14 protein-coding genes are annotated in these 18,766 nt (G+C 74.7%); 5 read left to right on the top strand and 9 right to left on the bottom strand.

Going from position 1 to position 18,766, the window contains the following annotated elements:
* Nucleotides 1–42 precede the first annotated feature (42 nt).
* Complete coding sequence (dxs, locus tag BJP25_RS02815) at nt 43–1,965, bottom strand: 1-deoxy-D-xylulose-5-phosphate synthase (RefSeq protein ID WP_075973187.1); 1,923 nt, start codon at nt 1,963–1,965, stop codon at nt 43–45.
* A 170-nt stretch (nt 1,966–2,135) separates the two neighbouring features.
* Entirely contained in the window at nt 2,136–2,387 is a 252-nt protein-coding gene (locus BJP25_RS02810; protein ID WP_075973186.1) for a hypothetical protein, read from the bottom strand.
* Nucleotides 2,388–6,408: 4,021 nt separating this feature from the next.
* Here BJP25_RS02810 and BJP25_RS02790 point away from each other — a divergent pair.
* The gene (locus BJP25_RS02790) at nt 6,409–9,069 is read left to right on the top strand and encodes a hypothetical protein (protein WP_075973182.1); all 2,661 of its coding nucleotides are present in this window, start codon (nt 6,409–6,411) and stop codon (nt 9,067–9,069) included.
* 53 nt (nt 9,070–9,122) lie between these two features.
* Complete coding sequence (locus tag BJP25_RS02785; RefSeq protein ID WP_075973181.1) at nt 9,123–9,926, top strand: hypothetical protein; 804 nt, start codon at nt 9,123–9,125, stop codon at nt 9,924–9,926.
* 276 nt (nt 9,927–10,202) lie between these two features.
* Here the strand turns inward: BJP25_RS02785 and BJP25_RS02780 are convergent, their stop codons facing one another.
* Genes BJP25_RS02780 through BJP25_RS02770 form a run of 3 tightly spaced genes read right to left on the bottom strand, consistent with a single transcriptional unit; the run spans nt 10,203 to nt 13,689 of the window.
* Nucleotides 10,203–10,433: a hypothetical protein gene (locus BJP25_RS02780; protein ID WP_075973180.1), complete on the bottom strand. Its 231-nt coding sequence runs from the start codon at nt 10,431–10,433 to the stop codon at nt 10,203–10,205.
* A gap of 29 nt (nt 10,434–10,462) precedes the next feature.
* A complete protein-coding gene (locus BJP25_RS02775) occupies nt 10,463–11,686 on the bottom strand; it encodes a class I SAM-dependent RNA methyltransferase (protein ID WP_075973179.1) in 1,224 nt (407 codons plus the stop codon).
* Nucleotides 11,683–13,689 (bottom strand): APC family permease, encoded by a 2,007-nt coding sequence (locus BJP25_RS02770; RefSeq protein ID WP_075973178.1) that lies wholly within the window; start codon nt 13,687–13,689, stop codon nt 11,683–11,685. Before BJP25_RS02770 ends, BJP25_RS02775 begins: the two co-directional genes overlap by 4 nt.
* Before the next feature lie 173 nt (nt 13,690–13,862).
* Between BJP25_RS02770 and BJP25_RS02765 the strand changes: the two genes are divergently transcribed.
* Together BJP25_RS02765 and BJP25_RS02760 are read left to right on the top strand one after the other, a co-directional pair.
* Entirely contained in the window at nt 13,863–14,528 is a 666-nt protein-coding gene (locus BJP25_RS02765; RefSeq protein ID WP_075973326.1) for a potassium channel family protein, read from the top strand.
* Complete coding sequence (locus tag BJP25_RS02760) at nt 14,528–15,184, top strand: potassium channel family protein (protein WP_075973177.1); 657 nt, start codon at nt 14,528–14,530, stop codon at nt 15,182–15,184. Before BJP25_RS02765 ends, BJP25_RS02760 begins: the two co-directional genes overlap by 1 nt.
* 126 nt (nt 15,185–15,310) lie before the next feature.
* On the opposite strand, the gene BJP25_RS02755 is transcribed toward BJP25_RS02760, so the two are convergent.
* From BJP25_RS02755 to BJP25_RS02740, 4 genes are all read right to left on the bottom strand, one after another.
* Nucleotides 15,311–15,679: a sigma-70 family RNA polymerase sigma factor gene (locus tag BJP25_RS02755; protein WP_075973176.1), complete on the bottom strand. Its 369-nt coding sequence runs from the start codon at nt 15,677–15,679 to the stop codon at nt 15,311–15,313.
* Nucleotides 15,680–15,750: 71 nt separating this feature from the next.
* A complete protein-coding gene (locus tag BJP25_RS02750) occupies nt 15,751–16,689 on the bottom strand; it encodes an acyl-CoA desaturase (protein ID WP_075973175.1) in 939 nt (312 codons plus the stop codon).
* 149 nt (nt 16,690–16,838) lie between these two features.
* The gene (locus BJP25_RS02745) at nt 16,839–17,582 is read right to left on the bottom strand and encodes a DUF3159 domain-containing protein (RefSeq protein ID WP_075973174.1); all 744 of its coding nucleotides are present in this window, start codon (nt 17,580–17,582) and stop codon (nt 16,839–16,841) included.
* 13 nt (nt 17,583–17,595) lie between these two features.
* Nucleotides 17,596–17,979: a single stranded DNA-binding domain-containing protein gene (locus BJP25_RS02740; protein WP_075973173.1), complete on the bottom strand. Its 384-nt coding sequence runs from the start codon at nt 17,977–17,979 to the stop codon at nt 17,596–17,598.
* A 91-nt stretch (nt 17,980–18,070) separates the two neighbouring features.
* Between BJP25_RS02740 and BJP25_RS02735 the strand changes: the two genes are divergently transcribed.
* The coding region (locus BJP25_RS02735; RefSeq protein ID WP_075973172.1) for an alpha/beta fold hydrolase at nt 18,071–18,766 on the top strand (696 nt) is incomplete at its 3' end.

Raw genomic sequence — 18,766 nt, 5'->3', positions numbered from 1 at the left:
CGAAGGCCCCCTCGACCGGGTCGAGGGGGCCTTCGGCGTCGGTCAGGCGTTGTCCGGCACCTCGGTGACGGGGCTGGGCGCCGTGCGGCCGATGAGCTGCGAGGCCCACCCGGTCACCCGGCGGGCGACGTCCTGGGCGGTCAGGCCCAGCGACACCAGGACCTCGTCGCGGGTGCCGTGGGCGTGGAACTCGTTGGGGATGCCCAGGTCGCGCAGCGGGGTGTCGACGTCCTGGTCGCGCAGCAGCGCCGCCAGCGCCCAGCCGAACCCGCCGTGGCGGCCGCTGTCCTCGACGGTGACCACGAGCCGGTGGTGGGCGGCCATCTCCGCCAGCGCAGCGGGCACCGGCGCCACCCACCGCGGGTCGACCACGGTGACCCCGATGCCCTCGGCGGACAGCCGCTCCGCGGCCGCCAGCCCCAGCTCGGCGAACGACCCCACCGTCACCAGCAGCACGTCCTGCCCGCCGTCGGCCGGGCGGCGCAGCACGTCCACCCCGCCCACCCGCTCCACGGCGGTGATGTCCGCGCCCACGGTGGCCTTGGGGAACCGCAGCACCGACGGGCCGTCGTCGATGGCCACCGCCTCGCGCAGCTCCTCGCGCAGGGTCGCGGCGTCGCGCGGGGCGGCGATGTGGATGCCCGGCACCACGCCCAGGATCGACAGGTCCCACATGCCGTGGTGGCTGGCGCCGTCCGGGCCGGTGATGCCCGCCCGGTCGAGCACCACCGTGACCGGCTGCCGGTGCAGGGCCACGTCCATGAGCACCTGGTCGAAGGCGCGGTTGAGGAACGTCGAGTAGATCGCCACCACCGGGTGCAGGCCGCCCATGGCCATGCCCGCCGCGGAGGTGATCGCGTGCTGCTCGGCGATGCCCACGTCGTGCACGCGGTCGGGGAAGCGCTCGGCGAACGGGCCCAGACCGGTGGAGCGCAGCATCGCGGCCGTGATCGCCACCACGTCCTCGCGCTCGGCGCCGATCGCGGCCAGCTCCTCGGCGAACACGTTCGTCCACACCGTGCCCTTGGAGGTGCGCGGCTTGCCGGTCACCGGGTCGATGGGGTCGGTCTGGTGCATCTGGTCGGACACGTCGTTCTCGGCCAGCGGGTAGCCGTTGCCCTTGCGGGTCACCGCGTGCACGATCACCGGCCCGCCGAAGTCCTTGGCCCGGCGCAGCGCCGACTCCAGCGACTCCAGGTCGTGCCCGTCGACCGGGCCCAGGTACTTCAGCCCCAGGTCCTCGAACATCGCCTGCGGGCTCAGCACGTCCTTGATGCCGCGCTTGGCCGCGTGCAGGGCCTGGTAGAGCGGCCTGCCGACGACCGGGGTGCCCTGGAGCACCTTCTTGCCGCCCTCCAGCGCGCGCTCGTAGCCCGGGCGCAGCCGCAGCGCGGCCAGGTGGTCGGCCAGGCCGCCGATGGTCGGGGAGTAGGAGCGGCCGTTGTCGTTGACCACGATCACCACCGACCGGTCGGTGCCCGCGGCGATGTTGTTCAGCGCCTCCCAGCACATGCCGCCGGTGAGCGCGCCGTCACCGACCACGGCCACCACGCTGCGCTGCTCCCCGCGCAGCTGGGCGGCCTTGGCCAGCCCGTCGGCGTAGGACAGCGCGGTCGAGGCGTGGCTGTTCTCCACCAGGTCGTGGTCGCTCTCGGCCCGGCACGGGTAGCCGGACACCCCGCCGCGCTGGCGCAGGTCGTCGAACCCGTCGCGGCGGCCGGTGAGGACCTTGTGCACGTAGCCCTGGTGCCCGACGTCGTAGACGATCGGGTCGGCCGGGGAGTCGAACACCCGGTGCAGGGCGATGGTCAGCTCGACCACGCCCAGGTTGGGGCCCAGGTGCCCCCCGGTGCGCGTCACCTTGTCGACCAGGAAGGCGCGGATCTCCGCGCTCAGCCGGTCGAGCTCCTCGGTGGTCATGCGGCGCAGGTCCGCCGGTCCGCGCACGGAGTCGAGCAGGGTCACCCTGTCGTCACCTCGTCCTGTCGTCGATTCGCAGGTCAGTCGCCCCTGCCGGTCACCCGCCAGCTCGTCGGCCCCACCCAGTCTACGGATCGCGCCGCGCGCGGCAGGCGTCCGGAGTACCGGACATGACCCGATCCACACAGCGCCATCACCCGATCTGCCTATCCTCTTCAGGTGCCCATCGCCTTCGACACGACCGGCCTGCGGCAGGTCGACCAGACGAGCTGGCAGGTCGCCGGTACCGACGACCTGGTCGTGCTGAGCTTCTTCGACCTGGTCCCGGACCTCCCGGCCCCGCTCGACGACCTGGTCGCCCTGCGCCGGGCGATGGCGCTGACCTGCGCGGCCGAGGGCGGCACCCTGGTCGAGGCGTGGGTCCTGCTGGTCGACACCTCCCCGGCCCTGTTCCAGGTCGTGCGCATCCCGCACCCCTCCCGCCCCGGCGAGACGGTCTACATCGGCAGCTTCATCCTGCCCAAGGCCCGCTGCAGCGCCGTCCTCAAGCTCCAGTCCGTCGCCTCGGCCGAGGACACCGCCCGCGAACCCGCCGTCGCCGCCCTCCTCGGCGAACCGGACCTCACCACCCCGCACCCCTACGCCCCGGACATCCCCCAGGTCACCCTCAACCTCTCCGACGACCCGCAGTGGGACCCCCAGTTCCCCAACCACCCGCTGACCCGCATCCGCTCCTGGGCCCGCCACACCGTCGCCACCGCCAAGGTCCACCCCGGCTTCGCCCGCCTCGCGGCCTTCAACCCGGTGACCGAACCGGCTCCCCGCCCCCCGATCGTGCACACCCCGTCGGGGACCCCGACCACCCGCGGCAACCACCGCACCGAGATCCTCCACGACCTCACCCCCAGCGCCCGCCCCACCACCCAGCCCCCCGCCGCACCCCCCATTCCCACCGCACCCCCCACCCCCACGGCCACCCCCACTGCGGCCCCCGCCCCAGCAGCGCCAACCCCAGCCGCGGCGACGGCCGGACCAGCGGCCCCGGCATCTCCCGCGGCACCGGCGCCCCACACACCAACGCCCACCCCGGCCACACCCCCCACCCCCGCAGCGCCCACCCCGGACGCACCTGCCGCCGCAGCAACCGCCGCCGCAGCGCCCCCCGCGCCTACCCCGGACGCACCTGCCATCGCAGCGCCCGCCCCGGCCACACCCGCCACCGCCGCAGCGCCCGCAGCGCCCATCCCGGACGCACCTGCCGCCACAGCGCCCGCCCCGGCCACGCCCACCCCGCCAACCCTGGACGCACCCGCCGCCGCAGCGCCCACCGCGCCTACCCCGGACGCGCCTGCTGCCGCGGCGCCCGCCGTGTCCGCCCCGGCCACGCCCACCACCACAGCGTCCCCCGCACCTGCACCAGCTACCCCGGCCCCCGCAGCGCCCGCGCGTGCCGCCGCAACCCCGGCCGTCGCGAGCACCCCCGCAGCGGTCCCCGCCCCCGCGGCAGCAGCTACTCCAGCGCCCACCCACACCGCCTCCACCCCAGCCACAGCACCCCCAACCCCCGCTCCCGCAGGCACCCCCGCCCCTGCGCCAGCCACCACGGCAACGCCCACCCAAACCAACCCCGCCCCGGCCGTGCCTGCTGCCGCAACCCCGGCCCCGGCAGACACCTCCGCCGCAGCCCCCACTCCTGCGGCAGCAGCCACCCCAGCGCCCACCCACACCGCCTCCACCCCGGCCACAGCACCTCCAGCCCCGGCCGCCACCACACCACCCACCCCCGCAAGCCCCGCAGCGCCGACCCCAGGCACGCCTGCCGGGACACTCCCCACCCCTGCCGCGCCCACGCCTGCCACCGCAACCCCGGCCCCGGCCCCGGCAGACACCCCGGCGGCAGTCCCCAACTCCGCCGCAGCCGCTGCGACAACGCCCGCCCAAGCCAGGTCTGCCCAGGCCCCAGCTCCCGCAGGCCCCGCCCAGGCCCCGGCTCCCGCTGTTCCAGCGGCCCCAACCACCGCTGTCCCGGCGCCTCCCGTCCCGGCGCCCGCAGCCCCAGCACCCCCCACTCCGGCCGCGCCGGTTCCCGCTAGCTCGGCAACCGAGGCGCCCGCCGCACCCGCGACGCCGTCCCCCACCACCGCAGCAACCCCGGCTTCCGCCGCCCTAGGGGGCCAGGCACCAGCGGCTTCGGCTCCCGCCACCCCCGTGGCCCAGGCGCCCACCGCCCCCGCTCCCGTGACTCAGGCGTCCACCGCCACCCCAGCTCCCGCCTCCCCGGTGAGCCAGGCACCAGCCGCTTCGGCTCCCGCCACCCCCGTGGCCCAGGCGTCCACCGCCCCCGCTCCCGTGGCTCAGGTGCCCACCGCCACCTCCGTGGCCCCCGCCGCCCCTGCCTCCGCGACCCCGGCAACCCCAGTTCCGGTCGCACCCCCTGCCCCGGCGCAGGCACCCGCAACGCCCCCCGCCGAAGCACTGGCGCCCCCAGCACCCGCCGCGCACCCCTCTCCGGACCCCGCGACCCACGCTGCGCAGACTCCCGCCGCAGCAGCCCCGGCACCCCAGGCGCCGAGCTCGGCACCCGCCGCGTCGACCCCGGCGCCGGCCGCAGCGCAAGCAGTCCCTGCCGCAACGCCCGAGGCTCCGGCGACGTCGCTTCCTACTGCGCCGCCCACCCCGCCCGCGTCTCCAGCTGCCGCAGAGGTCCCACTCACCGCCACACCGCCAACCCCGGCCACGGCACCCGCGGAACCGGCGCCCTCGGCATCTGCCGCAACCCCCACGGTCCCGCCCACAGCACCGACACCCACCCCGGCAACGGCACCCGCCGCAACCCCCGCCACGCCGCCGGCAGCGGCCCCCGCCGCGACACCCACCCCGGCTGTGGCACCCACCGGTTCAGCAACCCCGGCACCCACCGCAGCACCCGCTACCCCAGCGACACCGCCCTCGGCGGCGACGCCCACGCCGCCCGCCGCATCGGCTGCCCCGGCGCCTGCGGCCCCGCCCGCTGTCACCCCACCCACCCCGGCCGCAGCGCCAGTCTCAACAACCAACCCGGCCACGGCGCCCGTCGAACCAACCCCCGCAAACCCCGTCCCGACCGCGGCACCCGCTGGACCAGCGGCCCCGGCACCCGCCGCAGCACCAGCCCCGACCACGACGGCAACCCCCACCCCCGCCGCACCAGCTCCGGCGTCGGCAGTGGCTCCCAACCCGGCCGCGGCACCGGTCGATCCAACTGCCTCGGCACCTGCGGCAGGCCCTACCTCGGCCGCGGCACCCGCCGGACCGGCGGCGCCCGCCACCCAGACAAGCCCGACCCCGCCTGTGGCGACCGCAGGACCAGCCACCCCGGCGCCTCCCGCAGCACCGGTGGCCCCTGCACCGGCCGCCCCGACTCCCGCTCCGGAAGCAGTCACCCAGGCGACCGCGCCCGCGCAGGCAGCCTCAGCACCCGCTGTTGAGCCCACGGCTGCCGCCCCCGTCGCAGCCCCAGCACCAGACGCGGCAACCCCGGATCCCGCCGTCGCCCAAGCGCTCCCCGCGCCTGTCGCGCCGACAGCGGCCACCTCCGCGTCCCCAGCAACCGCCCCCAGTCCCACAGCCCCGACTGCCGCTCAGAACCCGAGCGCCGCAGCGGCACCCGCTCCGCTGGCCCAGCCAACCGCCTCCACCACGCCCGCAGAGCCCCAGGCACAGGCGGCATCCGCGCAAGCAGCCCCAGCAACGCCATCAGCACCGCAGGCACCAGCCGCGGCACCGGGCCACGCCCACGAAACTGCGGCGACTGCCCAGACCCAGCAGATCCCGCGGGCAGCGGACCCGACCGCCACGCAATCCCAAGCCCCGGCAGCACCCCAGGCGCAGCCCACCCCCGGAGCAGCGAACCCGACCGTTGCGGGACCGCACGCCCCGGCAACACCCCAGGCGCAACCAACCCCCGAGGCAGCACAACCAGCTGTCCCGGAAACCCACGCACCAGCAACACCCCAAGCGCAGCCCACCCCCGAGGCAGCACAACCAACTGTCGCGGGAACCCACGCACCGGCAACACCCCAGGCGCAGCCAACCCCGCTGACAGCTGCCTTCGCGGAACCACACACACCGGCAGCACCCCAGGACGCGCCCGCAGAACCGCTGCCCCCGGCTACGCAGACTTCCCCGGCGCAGCCAGCCGCGACTGCGCCCCAGGAGACCGCCGCCGTCCCGCAGCACGCGGACACCGAAGCAACGGCCACCGCTGCCAACGCGCCCACAGCGCGGATCGCCCAGCCCTTCCCCGCACCCACCCAGGCGCCGGAGCAGCCCCTCCAGGCCGCACCCGCGCCCCACGACGAGCCCGCAACCACCCACGCGCCCGCCACCCCCGAGGCGCAGGACGCCACCCCGGCCGGGACCGACGAGCCGTCCCTCACCCACGCCCCCACCGACGCCGAGCAGGAGTCGCACCAGGGCGGTCAGGCGGAGGACGCCGAGAACGTCGGGTTGGACTTCACGCCGCGGCCGTTCCGGATCAACCCCCGGGAGTGGGAGAGCCGGGTCCAGCCGCACGTGCCGTTCCGCACGCCGGACCTGGTCGCCCCCAGCCTGGGGCGGTTCGAGCCCGTTTCACTGCCCGAAACGCAGCCAGAGCAGGCAGAGCCCGAGACCCTGCGCATGGAGCCGGTCGTCGAGCCCGCGGCCGAGCCGGTCGCGCGGGAGGCCGAGGCGGCGCAGCCCGCGGCGGACCTGACGGCGGCCCAGCAGGCCGAGGACCACGCCGCTGTCCTGCGGGCCGCGACCCAGCAGGCCGCCGAGGAGCAGGCGGCGGCGCAGCGGGCCATCGCCGCGCGGGCGGTGGCCGCCCAGTGGGAGGTCGACGCGCAGCAGCCGTCGGTGTTCCCCGGGCAGAACGCCGCCTACCCCGGGGCGCCCGCGCAGGAGCAGCACCCCTACGGCGTGAGCGTGCCGGGTGGGCCGAACCCGTTCCTCGCCGCCGACCTGCCCAACCCGTTCCGCGACGTCGACGCCGCGCCCGAGCCCGCCGCCGAGCGCAAGGCCGAGGAGCAGGCCGACGGGGAGAAGGGCGACGAGGAGAAGGGCAGGGCCGGGGGCAAGCAGCCCGCGCACCGCAAGCGGGAGAAGGGCTTCCGGCAGTGGCTCGCGGTGGCCATGGGCAAGCAGCGCGCCAAGGAGGAGGTCGAGCCCGCGCCGCAGGTCAACTCCACCAGCAGCGCGATGCGGGCCACCCAGGTGTCGAGCTTCTTCACCTCCGCCAAGCAGGCGCGCCCGCAAGCCCGCCCGGAGTGGGCGACCCGGCCCGCGCTGCCGGTCAGCCCGCTCGGCGACGCGCACCGGTTGCCCGCCGAGCCGGTGGCCGTCGAGCCGGAGCCCGTGGCGCCCGAGCCGCGGCCGGTCGAGGAGCCCAGGCCGCCGCTGGTGTTCCGGACGACGGACGCGCCGCTGCCCGTGCGGCAGCGGGCGACCATCCCGCTGGAGCTGCCGCCCGCGCAGAAGGCCGAGCGCAAGGCCGCCCAAGAGCGGGAGGCTCAGGAGCGGGAGGCTCAGGAGGTCGTGACCGCACAGGCGCCCGTCGAGGAGGAGCCCGCGCGCCCCTTCCACCCGTGGCGGCCGGTGAGCTTCCGCGTGCCGTTCCCGCAGGCGGACCTGGTGCTGGGCGGGGACGACGGCACGCCGCGCGACCCGCTCGCCCGGGTCACCGCCCCGCCGCGCGCCGGGGACGGCCGGAGCAGGCCGTGGCACCCGCGCCAGGGCGAGCTGCACCCGGTCCGCGAGCCCGCGGCCCACTCCGGCACCCTCGACGAGCAGCTGCCCACCGGCGGCAACGGCCACGAGCCCGAGGTGGAGCTGACCGCCGTCATGGCACCCGTGGTGCCGGTCATGAACCCGCCGGAGCCGGAACCCGAGCCCGTCCTTCCCGAGCCCGAGCAGGCGGCCACCCCGCCCGAGCCCGCTGAGCCCGACGAGCCCCCGTTGACCACCCTCGAACCCGTCATCCCCGTGATGAACGCGCCCGAGCCCGCCCTGGTCGACCCCGAACCGGTCGAGCCCCCGGAGCCCGTCGAGCCCGTGAACGACGAGCCCGAGCTGACCACCCTCGAACCGGTCGTCCCCGTGGTGAACGCGCCGGAACCCGCCCTGGTCGACCCAGAACCGGTCCAGCCGGACGAGCCGGAGCCGTCCGCGCTCGAACCCGAGGTGGACGCCCCCGAGCCCGAGCCGGTCGATCCCGTGGTGGACGAACCGGAGCCCGAGCTGCCGGTGGTGGAAGCGCCCGAGCACGAGGACCGGCCTGCACCGGCGGCGGAGTCCCAGGACGCCGAACCCGAGCCGATCCCCGCCGGGTCCCCTGGGGACGCACCCGCTTCCACAGAGGACAGCGCACCGCACGGCGCGGACCAGCAGGGGGAAGCAGCCGAGGTCCACGAGCGCGTGGAGCACATCGTCGCCGACCCCGGTCCGCGGCCGGGCAGCAGGCTGGAGATCGTCGCGCTGGGCCTGCCGGTCGGCGGGTTCCTGCCGCTGTGGCACCACGACGGCGAGGTCAGCTACTGGCGGGTGGAGCAGCCCAAGGCCCTGCTGGCCAGGCTCGGGCGCGGCGCGGTGGCCCGCTCGGAGATCGACCGGCGGCGGTTCCGCGAGGTCGTGGCCCTGGACCGGGCCAGCGGCACGCTGATGGTGATGGACCGCTACCGCGACGCGGGCGGGCGGGTCGTCAGCGAGGCGTCGCGGGTGGTGGCGGCGACCGAGGGGCAGGCCAGGGCGGCGGCGACCCCGCAGGCCACGGCCGAGCTGTACGGGTGGATCGGGGAGGCGGTGCGCGCGGCGGCCGACCGCGGCGAGTACCTGGCCGTGGAGACCGGCGGCTGGGACGTGCCGCTGCGCCCGTGCGTGCTGATCATGGTGCGGCCGGGCCCGGACGGCGAGGAGTTCTCCGTCGTGGAGGCGTCCCCGGTGCCCGAGGGCGCGCCGATCTGGGTGGACCGCCAGCCGGTCGTCACCAAGGGCCAGGTGCTGGCGTCGCCGGTGACCGAGGTGGCGCTGCGCGCGGCGGGCCCGCTGTCCGGCTTCGCGATCGACGCCTGGGGCCTGCACCCGTTCGAACTGGGCCTCTCGTTCGGTCCGAACCCGACGATCCAGCGCTGACCGACGGGGTAGGGTCGGCCCGGCAGGGGGACGCGGGACCGGTGGGGGAGCGCATGGTCGAGCCGAGCGGCGCCGACGAGGACCGGCTGGTGAAGCAGGTCGGTCGGGCGATGGTGAAGGTGGCGGGCGCGCACTGGCAGCGCATCCGCGCCGAGTACCGGGCGGCGGGCAGGCACGTCGAGGTCGACGTCCTGGTCACCGGCGCCGACGGCGTCCCCGTCCTGGTCCGCCCGCCGGTCGAGGTCGTCGAGGGCTTGGCGAGGCTCCGCGAGCTGATGCACTCCCCCACCCGGGGCACCTGGCTCTGGGCCGTCTACGAGATCGAACCCCCCGGCGCCTTCACCTGCGACTGGTACCCGAACGACGAACCGCGCTGGCGCCGCGTCCCGCCCCCCATCGGCTTCCAGGACGAGCTGCGCACCTTCCCCCGCGCCGAGGAGCACATCCCCGACTGGCTGCGCTTGCGCGCCGGACTCCCACCGCGCGACGCACCGCCCCTTGGCGCCCCGCTCCCCGGCGCGCCTGTCCCGCACCCCGCTGGAACAGCGGTCCCGCAGCCCCCCGGCGCATCGGGTCCCCACCACACCCCGGGCGCACCGCACGGCTTCCGCCCGGGCGCACCCGCCCCCCAGTGGCCCGGGCCCACGCAGGGCGCTCCCAGCTTCCGTCCCGGAACTCCCGGCTACCCAGCCGCGCCCCAACCTCCGAACCACGGCTCCGCGCACGCAACCCCACCCCAGGGCACGCGCACCTCGGGTCCACACCAGACACCTCCGCCAGCGCAACCCTGGCACCAACCCGGCACCACCGGCCCGCGCCCCCAGCCGCCGCAGGGCTCCCCACCTCCGCAGCACTGACTTCCCCTACCACAGAACAACAATCCCCGGGGCACACCATCCACAGGCCCCGGGGATCCCCCGTTTTTCCATTCTCCCAGATCGCGAGCCGTCCCGGGTAAATCCATCCACAGGCCCCGGGGGACCCCCGAATTCCATTATGCCGCAAGTGAAGCAGCGGCGGTGACAACCATCCACAGGGGAGCTGACTGAGAAGGGTGCGGCCCCTCTGGCGCCCGGGGTGGTGCCGGCCGTTCGGAGCGGCCCTTTCCCGCAGGGAGGGAAAGGGCCGGCGGGTCAGCCGTCGTTCTGGTCGTCGCCCTGGTCGTCGGCGTCGTCGTTCTGGTCGTCCTGCTGGTCGTTCTGGTCGTCGTCCTGGTTGTCCTGCTGGTCGTCCTGCTGGTCGTCGTCGTTGGTGCCCGCGGGGGCGGAGGGGGCGGGGGGCGGGGTCTGGACGGGGGTGGTGTCGCAGGCGGAGACGGTGACGAGCAGGGCGGCCGCGGCGAGGGTGTTGAGGAGGAGTCGCATGCCTCCTTTTTGCCCGGTTCGCCCGATCCTCAAACCGGGCGGCGTTCCAGGAGGGCCACGCACTCGACGTGGTGGGTCATCGGGAAGGTGTCGTAGGCGCGCAGGTCGGTCAGGTCGTACCCGAGGTCGCGGAAGGTGGCGACGTCGCGGGCGAGGGCGGCGGGGTCGCAGGCGACGTAGACGACGCGGGCCGGGTGGCGGCCCGCGATGCGGGCGACGACCTCGCGGCCCGCGCCCTTGCGCGGCGGGTCGAGGACCACCACGTCCGGGACGGGGAGGTCGTCGGACAGCACGTGCTCGACGCGGCCGGGGCGGACCTGGACCTGGGGCAGGTCGGACAGGTTCGCCACCGCGTCCTCGGCGGCCCGGCCGACCGACTCGACGGCGACGACCACGCCCGCCGGGCCCACCTGGGCCGCCAGGACGGAGGCGAACAGGCCCACCCCCGCGTAGAGGTCCCAGGCGACCTGGCCGGGGCGCAGGTCGGCCCACCGGCCCACCCGCTCGGCCAGCACGTCGGCGGCGTCCGGGTGGACCTGCCAGAAGCCCTGCGCGGACAGCTCCCAGTCGCGGCGGGCGGCGTTCTCCACCGCGACCTCCGAGCCGACCACGCGGACCGGGCGCAGCACGGGCTTGCCGCTGCGCCTGCGGCCGCGGTCGGGCACCAGCTCCGAGGCGTGCGTGCGGCCGGTGGCGTCGACCGCCACGTCCAGCTCGGCGCCCGGTGTCCAGGTGCGGTCGACGAGGACGTCGACGGTGCCGGGGGCGGCGATCACGCAGTCGTCGACCGGGATGACGCGGTGGCTGCGGTGGGCGTGGAAGCCCAGGTGGCCGTCGCGGTCGACGGCGAGGCGCACCCGGGTGCGCCAGTGCTCCAGGCCGCCCGCGAGGTCCTCGACCTCCACCTCCCGCTCGACGCCCGCGAGCCGGGACAGCTGCTCGGCCACGACCGCCGCCTTCAACCGGCGCTGCTCGGCCGCGGAGGCGTGCTGCCAGTCGCACCCGCCGCACGCGCCGGGGCGCGCGTAGGGGCACGGGGGCTCGACGCGCTCGGGCGAGGCCTCCAGCACCTCCACGGCGTCCGCGCGGCAGAACGACCCGCCCTTGTCCTCGGTGACCCGCACGACGACGCGCTCGCCGGGCAGGGCGTGGCGGACGAACACCACGCGGTTGTCGTGGCGGGCGACGCAGTGGCCGCCGTGCGCCACCGGGCCGACCTCGACCTCGAAGCTGTCCCCGGTCCAGTCCGTCACCGGCGCTCCTTGCCCTCGTCGGTGAGCCCGCGGCGGATGGCGCCGGGGACGATGACCTCGTGCGGGGCCGCGTTCTTGGCCGACTCCAGCTGCCACGGCACGCTGGTCACCATCACCCCCGGTTGGAACAGCAGCCTGCCCTTGAGCCGCAGGGCGCTCTGGTTGTGCAGCAGCTGCTCCCACCAGCGGCCCACCACGTACTCCGGGATGAACACGGTGACCACGTCGCGCGGGTTGTCGCTGCGGATGCGCTTGACGTAGTCCAGCACCGGCTTGGTGATCTCCCGGTAGGGCGACTCGACGACCTTGAGCGGGATCTTGAAGCCCTCCTTGTCCCACTCGCTGACCAGCCGCTTGGTGTCGACGTCGTCGACGTTGACGGTGATCGCCTCCAGCACGTCGGGCCGGGTCGCCTTGGCGTAGGCGAGCGCGCGGCGGGTGGGCAGGTGCAGCTTGGAGACCAGCACGACGGTGTGGATGCGCGAGGGCAGCACGAACTTGCGCTCGCCCTCGGCGCGGGCCAGCTCGTCGGCCACCCGGTCGTAGTGGCGGCGGATGCCGGTCATCAGCAGGTAGATCACCGCCATGGCGGCGATGGCGATCCACGCCCCGAGCAGGAACTTCGTGATCAGCACGACCACCAGCACCGCGCCGGTCATCGCCAGGCCGAAGGCGTTGATGGCCTGCGAGCGGCGCATCCTGCGGCGCTGCGCCGGGTCGGTCTCGGTGGCCAGGTGCCGGTTCCAGTGCCGGATCATGCCGGTCTGGGACATGGTGAAGGAGACGAACACGCCCACGATGTAGAGCTGGATGAGCCGGGTGACCTCGGCGTCGAAGGCGATGACCAGCACGATCGCGAACCCGGCCAGGCCGACGATGCCGTTGGAGAAGGCCAGCCGGTCGCCGCGGGTGTGCAACTGGCGGGGCAGGTAGCGGTCCTGGGCCAGGATCGAGCCGAGCACCGGGAAGCCGTTGAACGCGGTGTTGGCGGCGAGCACCAGGATCAGCGCGGTGACCACGGTGATGAAGAAGAAGCCCGCCGGGAAGCCGGAGAACACCGCCTCCGCGATCTGGGCGACCATCGTCTTCTGCTCGTAGCCCGCGGGCGCGCCGATGAGCTGCTTGGCCGGGTCCTCGGCGATGTGCACGCCGGTCATCTGGGCCAGCACGATCAGGCCCATCAGCATCACGACCGCGATCGAGCCCATGAGCAGCAGCGTGGTGGCGGCGTTCTTCGACTTGGGCTTGCGGAAGGCGGGCACGCCGTTGGAGATGGCCTCCACGCCGGTCAGCGCGGCGCAGCCGGAGGAGAACGCGCGCAGCACCAGGAACACCAGCGCGAAGCCCGCCAGGTCGCCGTGCTCGGTCTCCACGCCGAAGCCCGCCGACTCGGCGGGCATGTCGTCGCCGAGCACCACGCCGCGGAACAGGCCGAAGGCGATCATGATGACGATGCCCGCCATGAACGCGTAGGTCGGCACGGCGAACGCGGCGCCGGACTCGCGGATGCCGCGCAGGTTGATCGCGGTGAGCACCACGATCGCCACGACGGCGAACTCCATCTTGTGGTTGGCCACGAACGGCACCGCGGAGCCGATGTTGGCCATCGCGGAGGAGATCGACACCGCCACCGTGAGCACGTAGTCGACCAGCAGCGCGCTGGCCACGGTCAACCCCGCCTGCTTGCCCAGGTTGACCGTGGCGACCTCGTAGTCACCGCCGCCGGAGGGGTAGGCGCGCACGTTCTGGCGGTAGCTGGCCACCACCGTCAGCATGACGATGACGACCACCACCCCCACCCACGGCGCCATGGCGTAGGCGGACAGGCCCGCCACCGACAGCACGAGGAAGATCTCCTCGGGGGCGTAGGCGACCGACGACATGGCGTCGGAGGCGAACACCGGCAGGGCGATGCGCTTGGGCAGCAGCGTGTGCGCGAGCCGGTCGCTGCGGAACGGCCTGCCGACCACCAGCCGCTTCGCCGCCGTGGAGAACTTGGACACGGGACGACAGCCTAAGCCGTGCCCGCCCCGCGCGCGCCGAGGTGGCCACGGGCTGTGCGGATTCGTCCCCGGCCAGGTCACCGTTTCGGACCAGTCCCCGGTAGGTTCAGCGCTGTCGCCCGACGGGCGGTGCCCGAGGGGGCCCGAGGCTGGACCGACTCAGGAGGATGGTCGTGCACGTGGTGATCATGGGCTGCGGCCGGGTGGGGGCCATGATGGCCGCCGCCCTGGAGCGGCTGGACCACACCGTGGCCGTCATCGACAAGGACGCCCAGGCCTTCCGCAGGCTGGGGCCGGACTTCCACGGCCAGCAGGTCGTCGGCCCCGGCTTCGACCGCGGGGTCATGGTGGAGGCGGGCATCGAGCGGGCCGGGGCGTTCGCCGCGGTCTCCAGCGGCGACAACTCCAACATCATCTCCGCCCGGGTGGCCAGGGAGACCTTCGGCGTCGAGCACGTGGTGGCGCGCATCTACGACCCCAAGCGGGCCGAGGTCTACGAGCGGCTGGGCATCCCGACCGTGGCGACCGTGCCGTGGACGACCGACCGGCTGCTGCGGACCCTGCTGCCCGACGGGGTGGCCTCGGCCTGGCGCGACCCCACGGGCAAGGTCGCGCTGCTCCAGGTGCCGGTGGACGAGGGCTGGGTGGGGCGCACGGTCAAGGAGTTCCAGCAGGCCACGGGTGCGCGGGTCGCGTTCATCATGCGCTTCGGCACCGGGGTGCTGCCCGAGACCAAGACCGTGATCCAGGCCGACGACCAGGTGTACGTGGCCACCCTGTCCGGGACGGTCAGCGACGTCGTCGCGGCCGCCGCCCAGTCGCCGGAGGAGGGCAACTGATGCGCGTCGCGATCGCCGGGGCCGGGGCCGTCGGCCGCTCCATCGCCGCCGAGCTGGTGGCCGGGGACCACCAGGTCATGCTCATCGAGCGGTTGGCCAAGCAGTTCGAGCCGCACACCGTCGAGCAGGCCGAGTGGGTGCTGGCCGACGCCTGCGAGCTGTCCTCGCTGGAGGACGCGGGCATCCAGCTCTGCGACGTCGTCATCGCCGCCACCGGCGACGACAAGGCCAACCTCGTGGTGTCGCTGCTGGCCAAGACCGTCTTCGCCGTCCGCCGCGTGGTCGCCAGGGTCAACCACCCGGCGAACGAGTGGCTGTTCACCTCCGCCTGGGGCGTCGACGTGGCCGTGTCCACCCCGCGCGTGCTCGCCGCCATGGTCGAGGAGGCCGTGAGCGTCGGCGGCCTCGTCCAGCTGCTCACCCTGCGCCAGGGCCAGGCCAACCTCGTCGAGATGACCCTGCCCGCCGACACCGCGTGGGCGGGCAGGCCGGTGGGCGAGGTCCAGCTACCCCGCGACGCCGCCCTGGTGACGATCCTGCGCGGCGGCCGGGTCATCGTCCCCCAGCCCGAGGACCCCCTGGAGGCGGGCGACGAGCTCCTCTTCGTCGCCGCCGCCGACGTGGAGGGCGACATCCGCCGCGCCTTCGGCCACTGACCGGAGCCGGCGCTCACCGCTTGGTCGACTCGACGGCGACGCCGCCCGCTCCGGCCGTCCTCGTGCCCGATCGACCTGCGGGTCGGGTGGGGGGCCAGGAGCGGCGGGCGGGTCGGCGGACGGAGCCTAGGGCTTGTTGGCGATGAGCTGGGACACCCGCTGCGGCGAAACCCCGAGGATCTCCGCGATGTCGCGCCCGGTGAGGCCCGCCTCCCGCAGCCGCCGGGCCAGTGAGCGGGACCGCGACGCCGCGCGCTCCTGGGCGCGCGCGGCGTCGGCGACGGTGGTGCGCACGTCGCGCACCTCGCCGAGGTGGATGCCGGACACCGCGAAGTCGACGACCACCTCGGGGGCGTCCACGCCGGTCATGACCCGGACGAGGTCGAAGGCCATGCGGCGCGCTTCCGCGGCCGTGCGGCCCTGGGTGGTCCCGACGCCGTCCACCTGGACCACCCAGAACGGATCCTCGCGGACCGCGGTTGCCGTGTAGCTCATCCCGACCACCCTTCCGGCAGGCACGGTCTAGCGGGGTGGACGTTCCCACCCGTTCCGGCGGTCGGGACGGGTCAGGGGGTGCGGAGCTTGGCGATGCGGGCGGGGGTGGGCCAGCGGACGTCCCAGGCCCAGCCCGCCTTCTCGAAGAGCCAGATGAGGCGGGCGGAGATGTCGAGCTGGCCGCGCAGGACGCCGTGGCGGGCCGAGGTGGGGTCGGCGTGGTGGGAGTTGTGCCAGGACTCGCCGAAGCTGACGAGGGCCAGCGGCCAGAAGTTGGCGGCGCGGTCGCGGGACTTGAACGGGCGCCCACCGACCATGTGGCAGATCGAGTTGACCGACCAGGTGGTGTGGTGGAGCAGGGCCACGCGGATGATGCCCGCCCAGAAGAACGCGGTCAGCGCGCCCCACCAGGACCAGGTCACCAGGCCGCCGATGAGGGCGGGCAGCAGCAGGGACACCACGGTCAGCAGCGGGAACAGGCGGTCGACGCGGCGCAGGTCGGTGTCGGCGAGCAGGTCGGGGGCGAAGCGGTCGGCGTTGGTGCGGTCGCGGTCGAACAGCCAGCCCATGTGCGCGTGCCAGAAGCCGCGGGCGACGGCGACGACGCCGGTGCCGAACAGCCAGGGCGAGTGCGGGTCGCCCTCGCGGTCGGAGAACGCGTGGTGGCGGCGGTGGTCGGCGACCCACTCGATGACCGAGCCCTGCAGGGACATGCCGCCCGCGACCGCGAGCAGCACCCGCAGCCAGCGCTTGGCCTTGAACGCGCCGTGGGTGAAGTACCGGTGGTAGCCGACGGTGACCCCGAGGCCGGTGAAGACGAAGAACGCCGCGCCGATGGCCACGTCGCTCCAGCCCAGCCCCCAGCCCCAGGCGAACGGGACGGCGGCGACCAGCGCCAGCAGCGGCACCAGCACGAAGACCTGCACGCCGAACTGCTCCGCGCCACCGCGGTGGCGGCCGAGCAGCGGCTTGGGCCCGGTGCGGGCCGGGGGTTCGACGGTGGTGGTCACGGGTGGAGTACCTCGATCCTGATCAGGCGTCTCCCCCAAGACGAACCTACGGTTACGTAGCCGTAGGGTACGGGGCGTTCCTGAGGATCGCGTAAGAGGAGAAGGGCCACTGCTGTGCCGCAGTGGCCCTGGGGGTTCGGAGCGGGTGCCTACGCCGGATCGGCGTACTTCTCCCGCAGCCGCGCCTCGGCCTCGGCGTCGGTCTCGACCTGCTCGGCCTCGATGGCCTTCTGCCTGGCCTGGGCCCTGGCCACCGCCCACACGGTCACCGCCAGCGCGACGGCGAACAGGGGGTAGCCCATGGCGAGACGGGCGAAGGCGAGCCACCCGGTCGAGTCCTGGTCGTAGAGCCACTTCTGCACCACGAACCGCGCGGCGAAGACCACCACGAAGGTGAGGGTGGCGATGTCGTAGGCCAGCCGGGCCCTGCGGTCCTTGCGCCAGGACTGCCCGTGGCCGTTGAGGTAGGACCAGATGACCCCCACCAACGGCCAGCGCACCAGCACCGACAGCAGGAACACCCCGCCGTAGAGCAGGCTGGTCCAGATCCCGACCAGGAAGAAGCCCTTGGCCGACCCGGTCTTCCAGGCGATGAACGCGGCGATGGCCACGCCGAAGAACCCGGAGATGGCCGGTTGCAGCGGCTCCTTGCGCACGACCCGCAGCACGGTGATGGCCACCGCGACGCCGATCGAGCTCCAGATCGCCACCGACAGCCCGAAGAACACGTTGGCCAGCACGAACACGACCACCGGGACGCTGGAGTAGACCAGGCCGCTCACGCCGCCCATCTGCTCCAGCAGGGTCGGCTGCCGCTCCTGCTCGGCCTCGTCGGCCCCGGGAGCCCCCGGGGACTGGTCGCCGGGGCGGGGGTCGGGAGCCGGTTGCGTCATGTCACCGCGTTCGTCATGGAGCCGTCTGCAGCTCGTAGTACGGGTTGTAGAGCACCTTGCGGCCGTCGCGCACCGCGAGCCTGCCCGTGGCCTTGAGCGTCCGGCCCGGCTCGATGCCCGGGATCCGGCGCCGCCCCAGCCACACTAGTGTCACGCCCTCGGTGCCGTCGAACAGCTCGGCCTCCAGCGCCGCCGCCGCGTCGCTCGGGCACATCTCCACGCTGCGCAGCCTGCCGTAGACCGTGACCTCCTCACCACCGCTGCAGTCGCAGGCCCGCCGGGCGCCGTTGGCCTCGGCGTGCTCGGACAGGTCGTCGGCGTCGAGCACCTCCACGTCCGTGGTGAGCTTCTTGACGAGACGGTGCCAATATCCGTCCCCCTTGGTGGTGGTGCCCATGGCGTCGTCTCCTGGTGGTGGGGATCGGCCCCGACACCGATCCATGCACAATCAGCGTAACCGTGCTACGGCTCAGGACAAGGACCGGAACATGAGTGTGACCCAGCCGCCGATCAAGGGTCACACAGCTGTGCTGGTCCCGGGAACGGGTTCGGACGACACCTTCGTCCGGGAGGTCTTCGCCGACCCCCTCGCGGCGATCGGGGTGCGGCTCGCCGCCCCGCGGCCCGAACCGGGTTCCGGGCTGGTCAAGGCCCACCTGGCCGCCTTCGACGAGGCCGCCTCGGACGGGCCGGTGATCGTCGGCGGGATCTCGCTCGGGGCGCACCTGGCCGCGGAGTGGGCGGCGCGGAACCCGGACCGGTGCGCGGGGCTGCTGCTGGCCCTGCCGGGGTGGACCGGGGAGCCCGGCGACGCCCCCGCGGCGGTCGCCGCCCGCTACAGCGCGGCGGACGTCCGGGCGCGCGGGACGGCGGCGGCGCTGGAGTCCGCCGTGGTGGGGGTGCGGCCGTGGCTGGCCGAGGAGCTGACCCGGGCGTGGACGGGGTACGGGGACGGGCTGGCCGACTCGCTGCTGGCCGCGGTGGAGCACGCGGCACCGACGGTGGAGGCGTTGGGGGGCGTGGACGCGCCTGCGGGGGTGGCGGCGTGCTTGGACGACCCGGTGCACCCGGTGGAGGTGGCGCGGGAGTGGGCTCGGGCGCTGCCGCGGGGGGTGCTCGTGGGGACTCGGTTGGAGATCGTGGGGGTGGACAGGGGGGCGTTGGGGCGGGCGGCGGTGCTGGGG

The sequence above is a fragment of the Actinokineospora bangkokensis genome (assembly GCF_001940455.1).
Classification (GTDB): Bacteria; Actinomycetota; Actinomycetes; order Mycobacteriales; family Pseudonocardiaceae; genus Actinokineospora; species Actinokineospora bangkokensis.
Note: the sequence above shows the minus strand (reverse complement) of the source record. Positions and strands in the feature narration are given on the sequence as shown.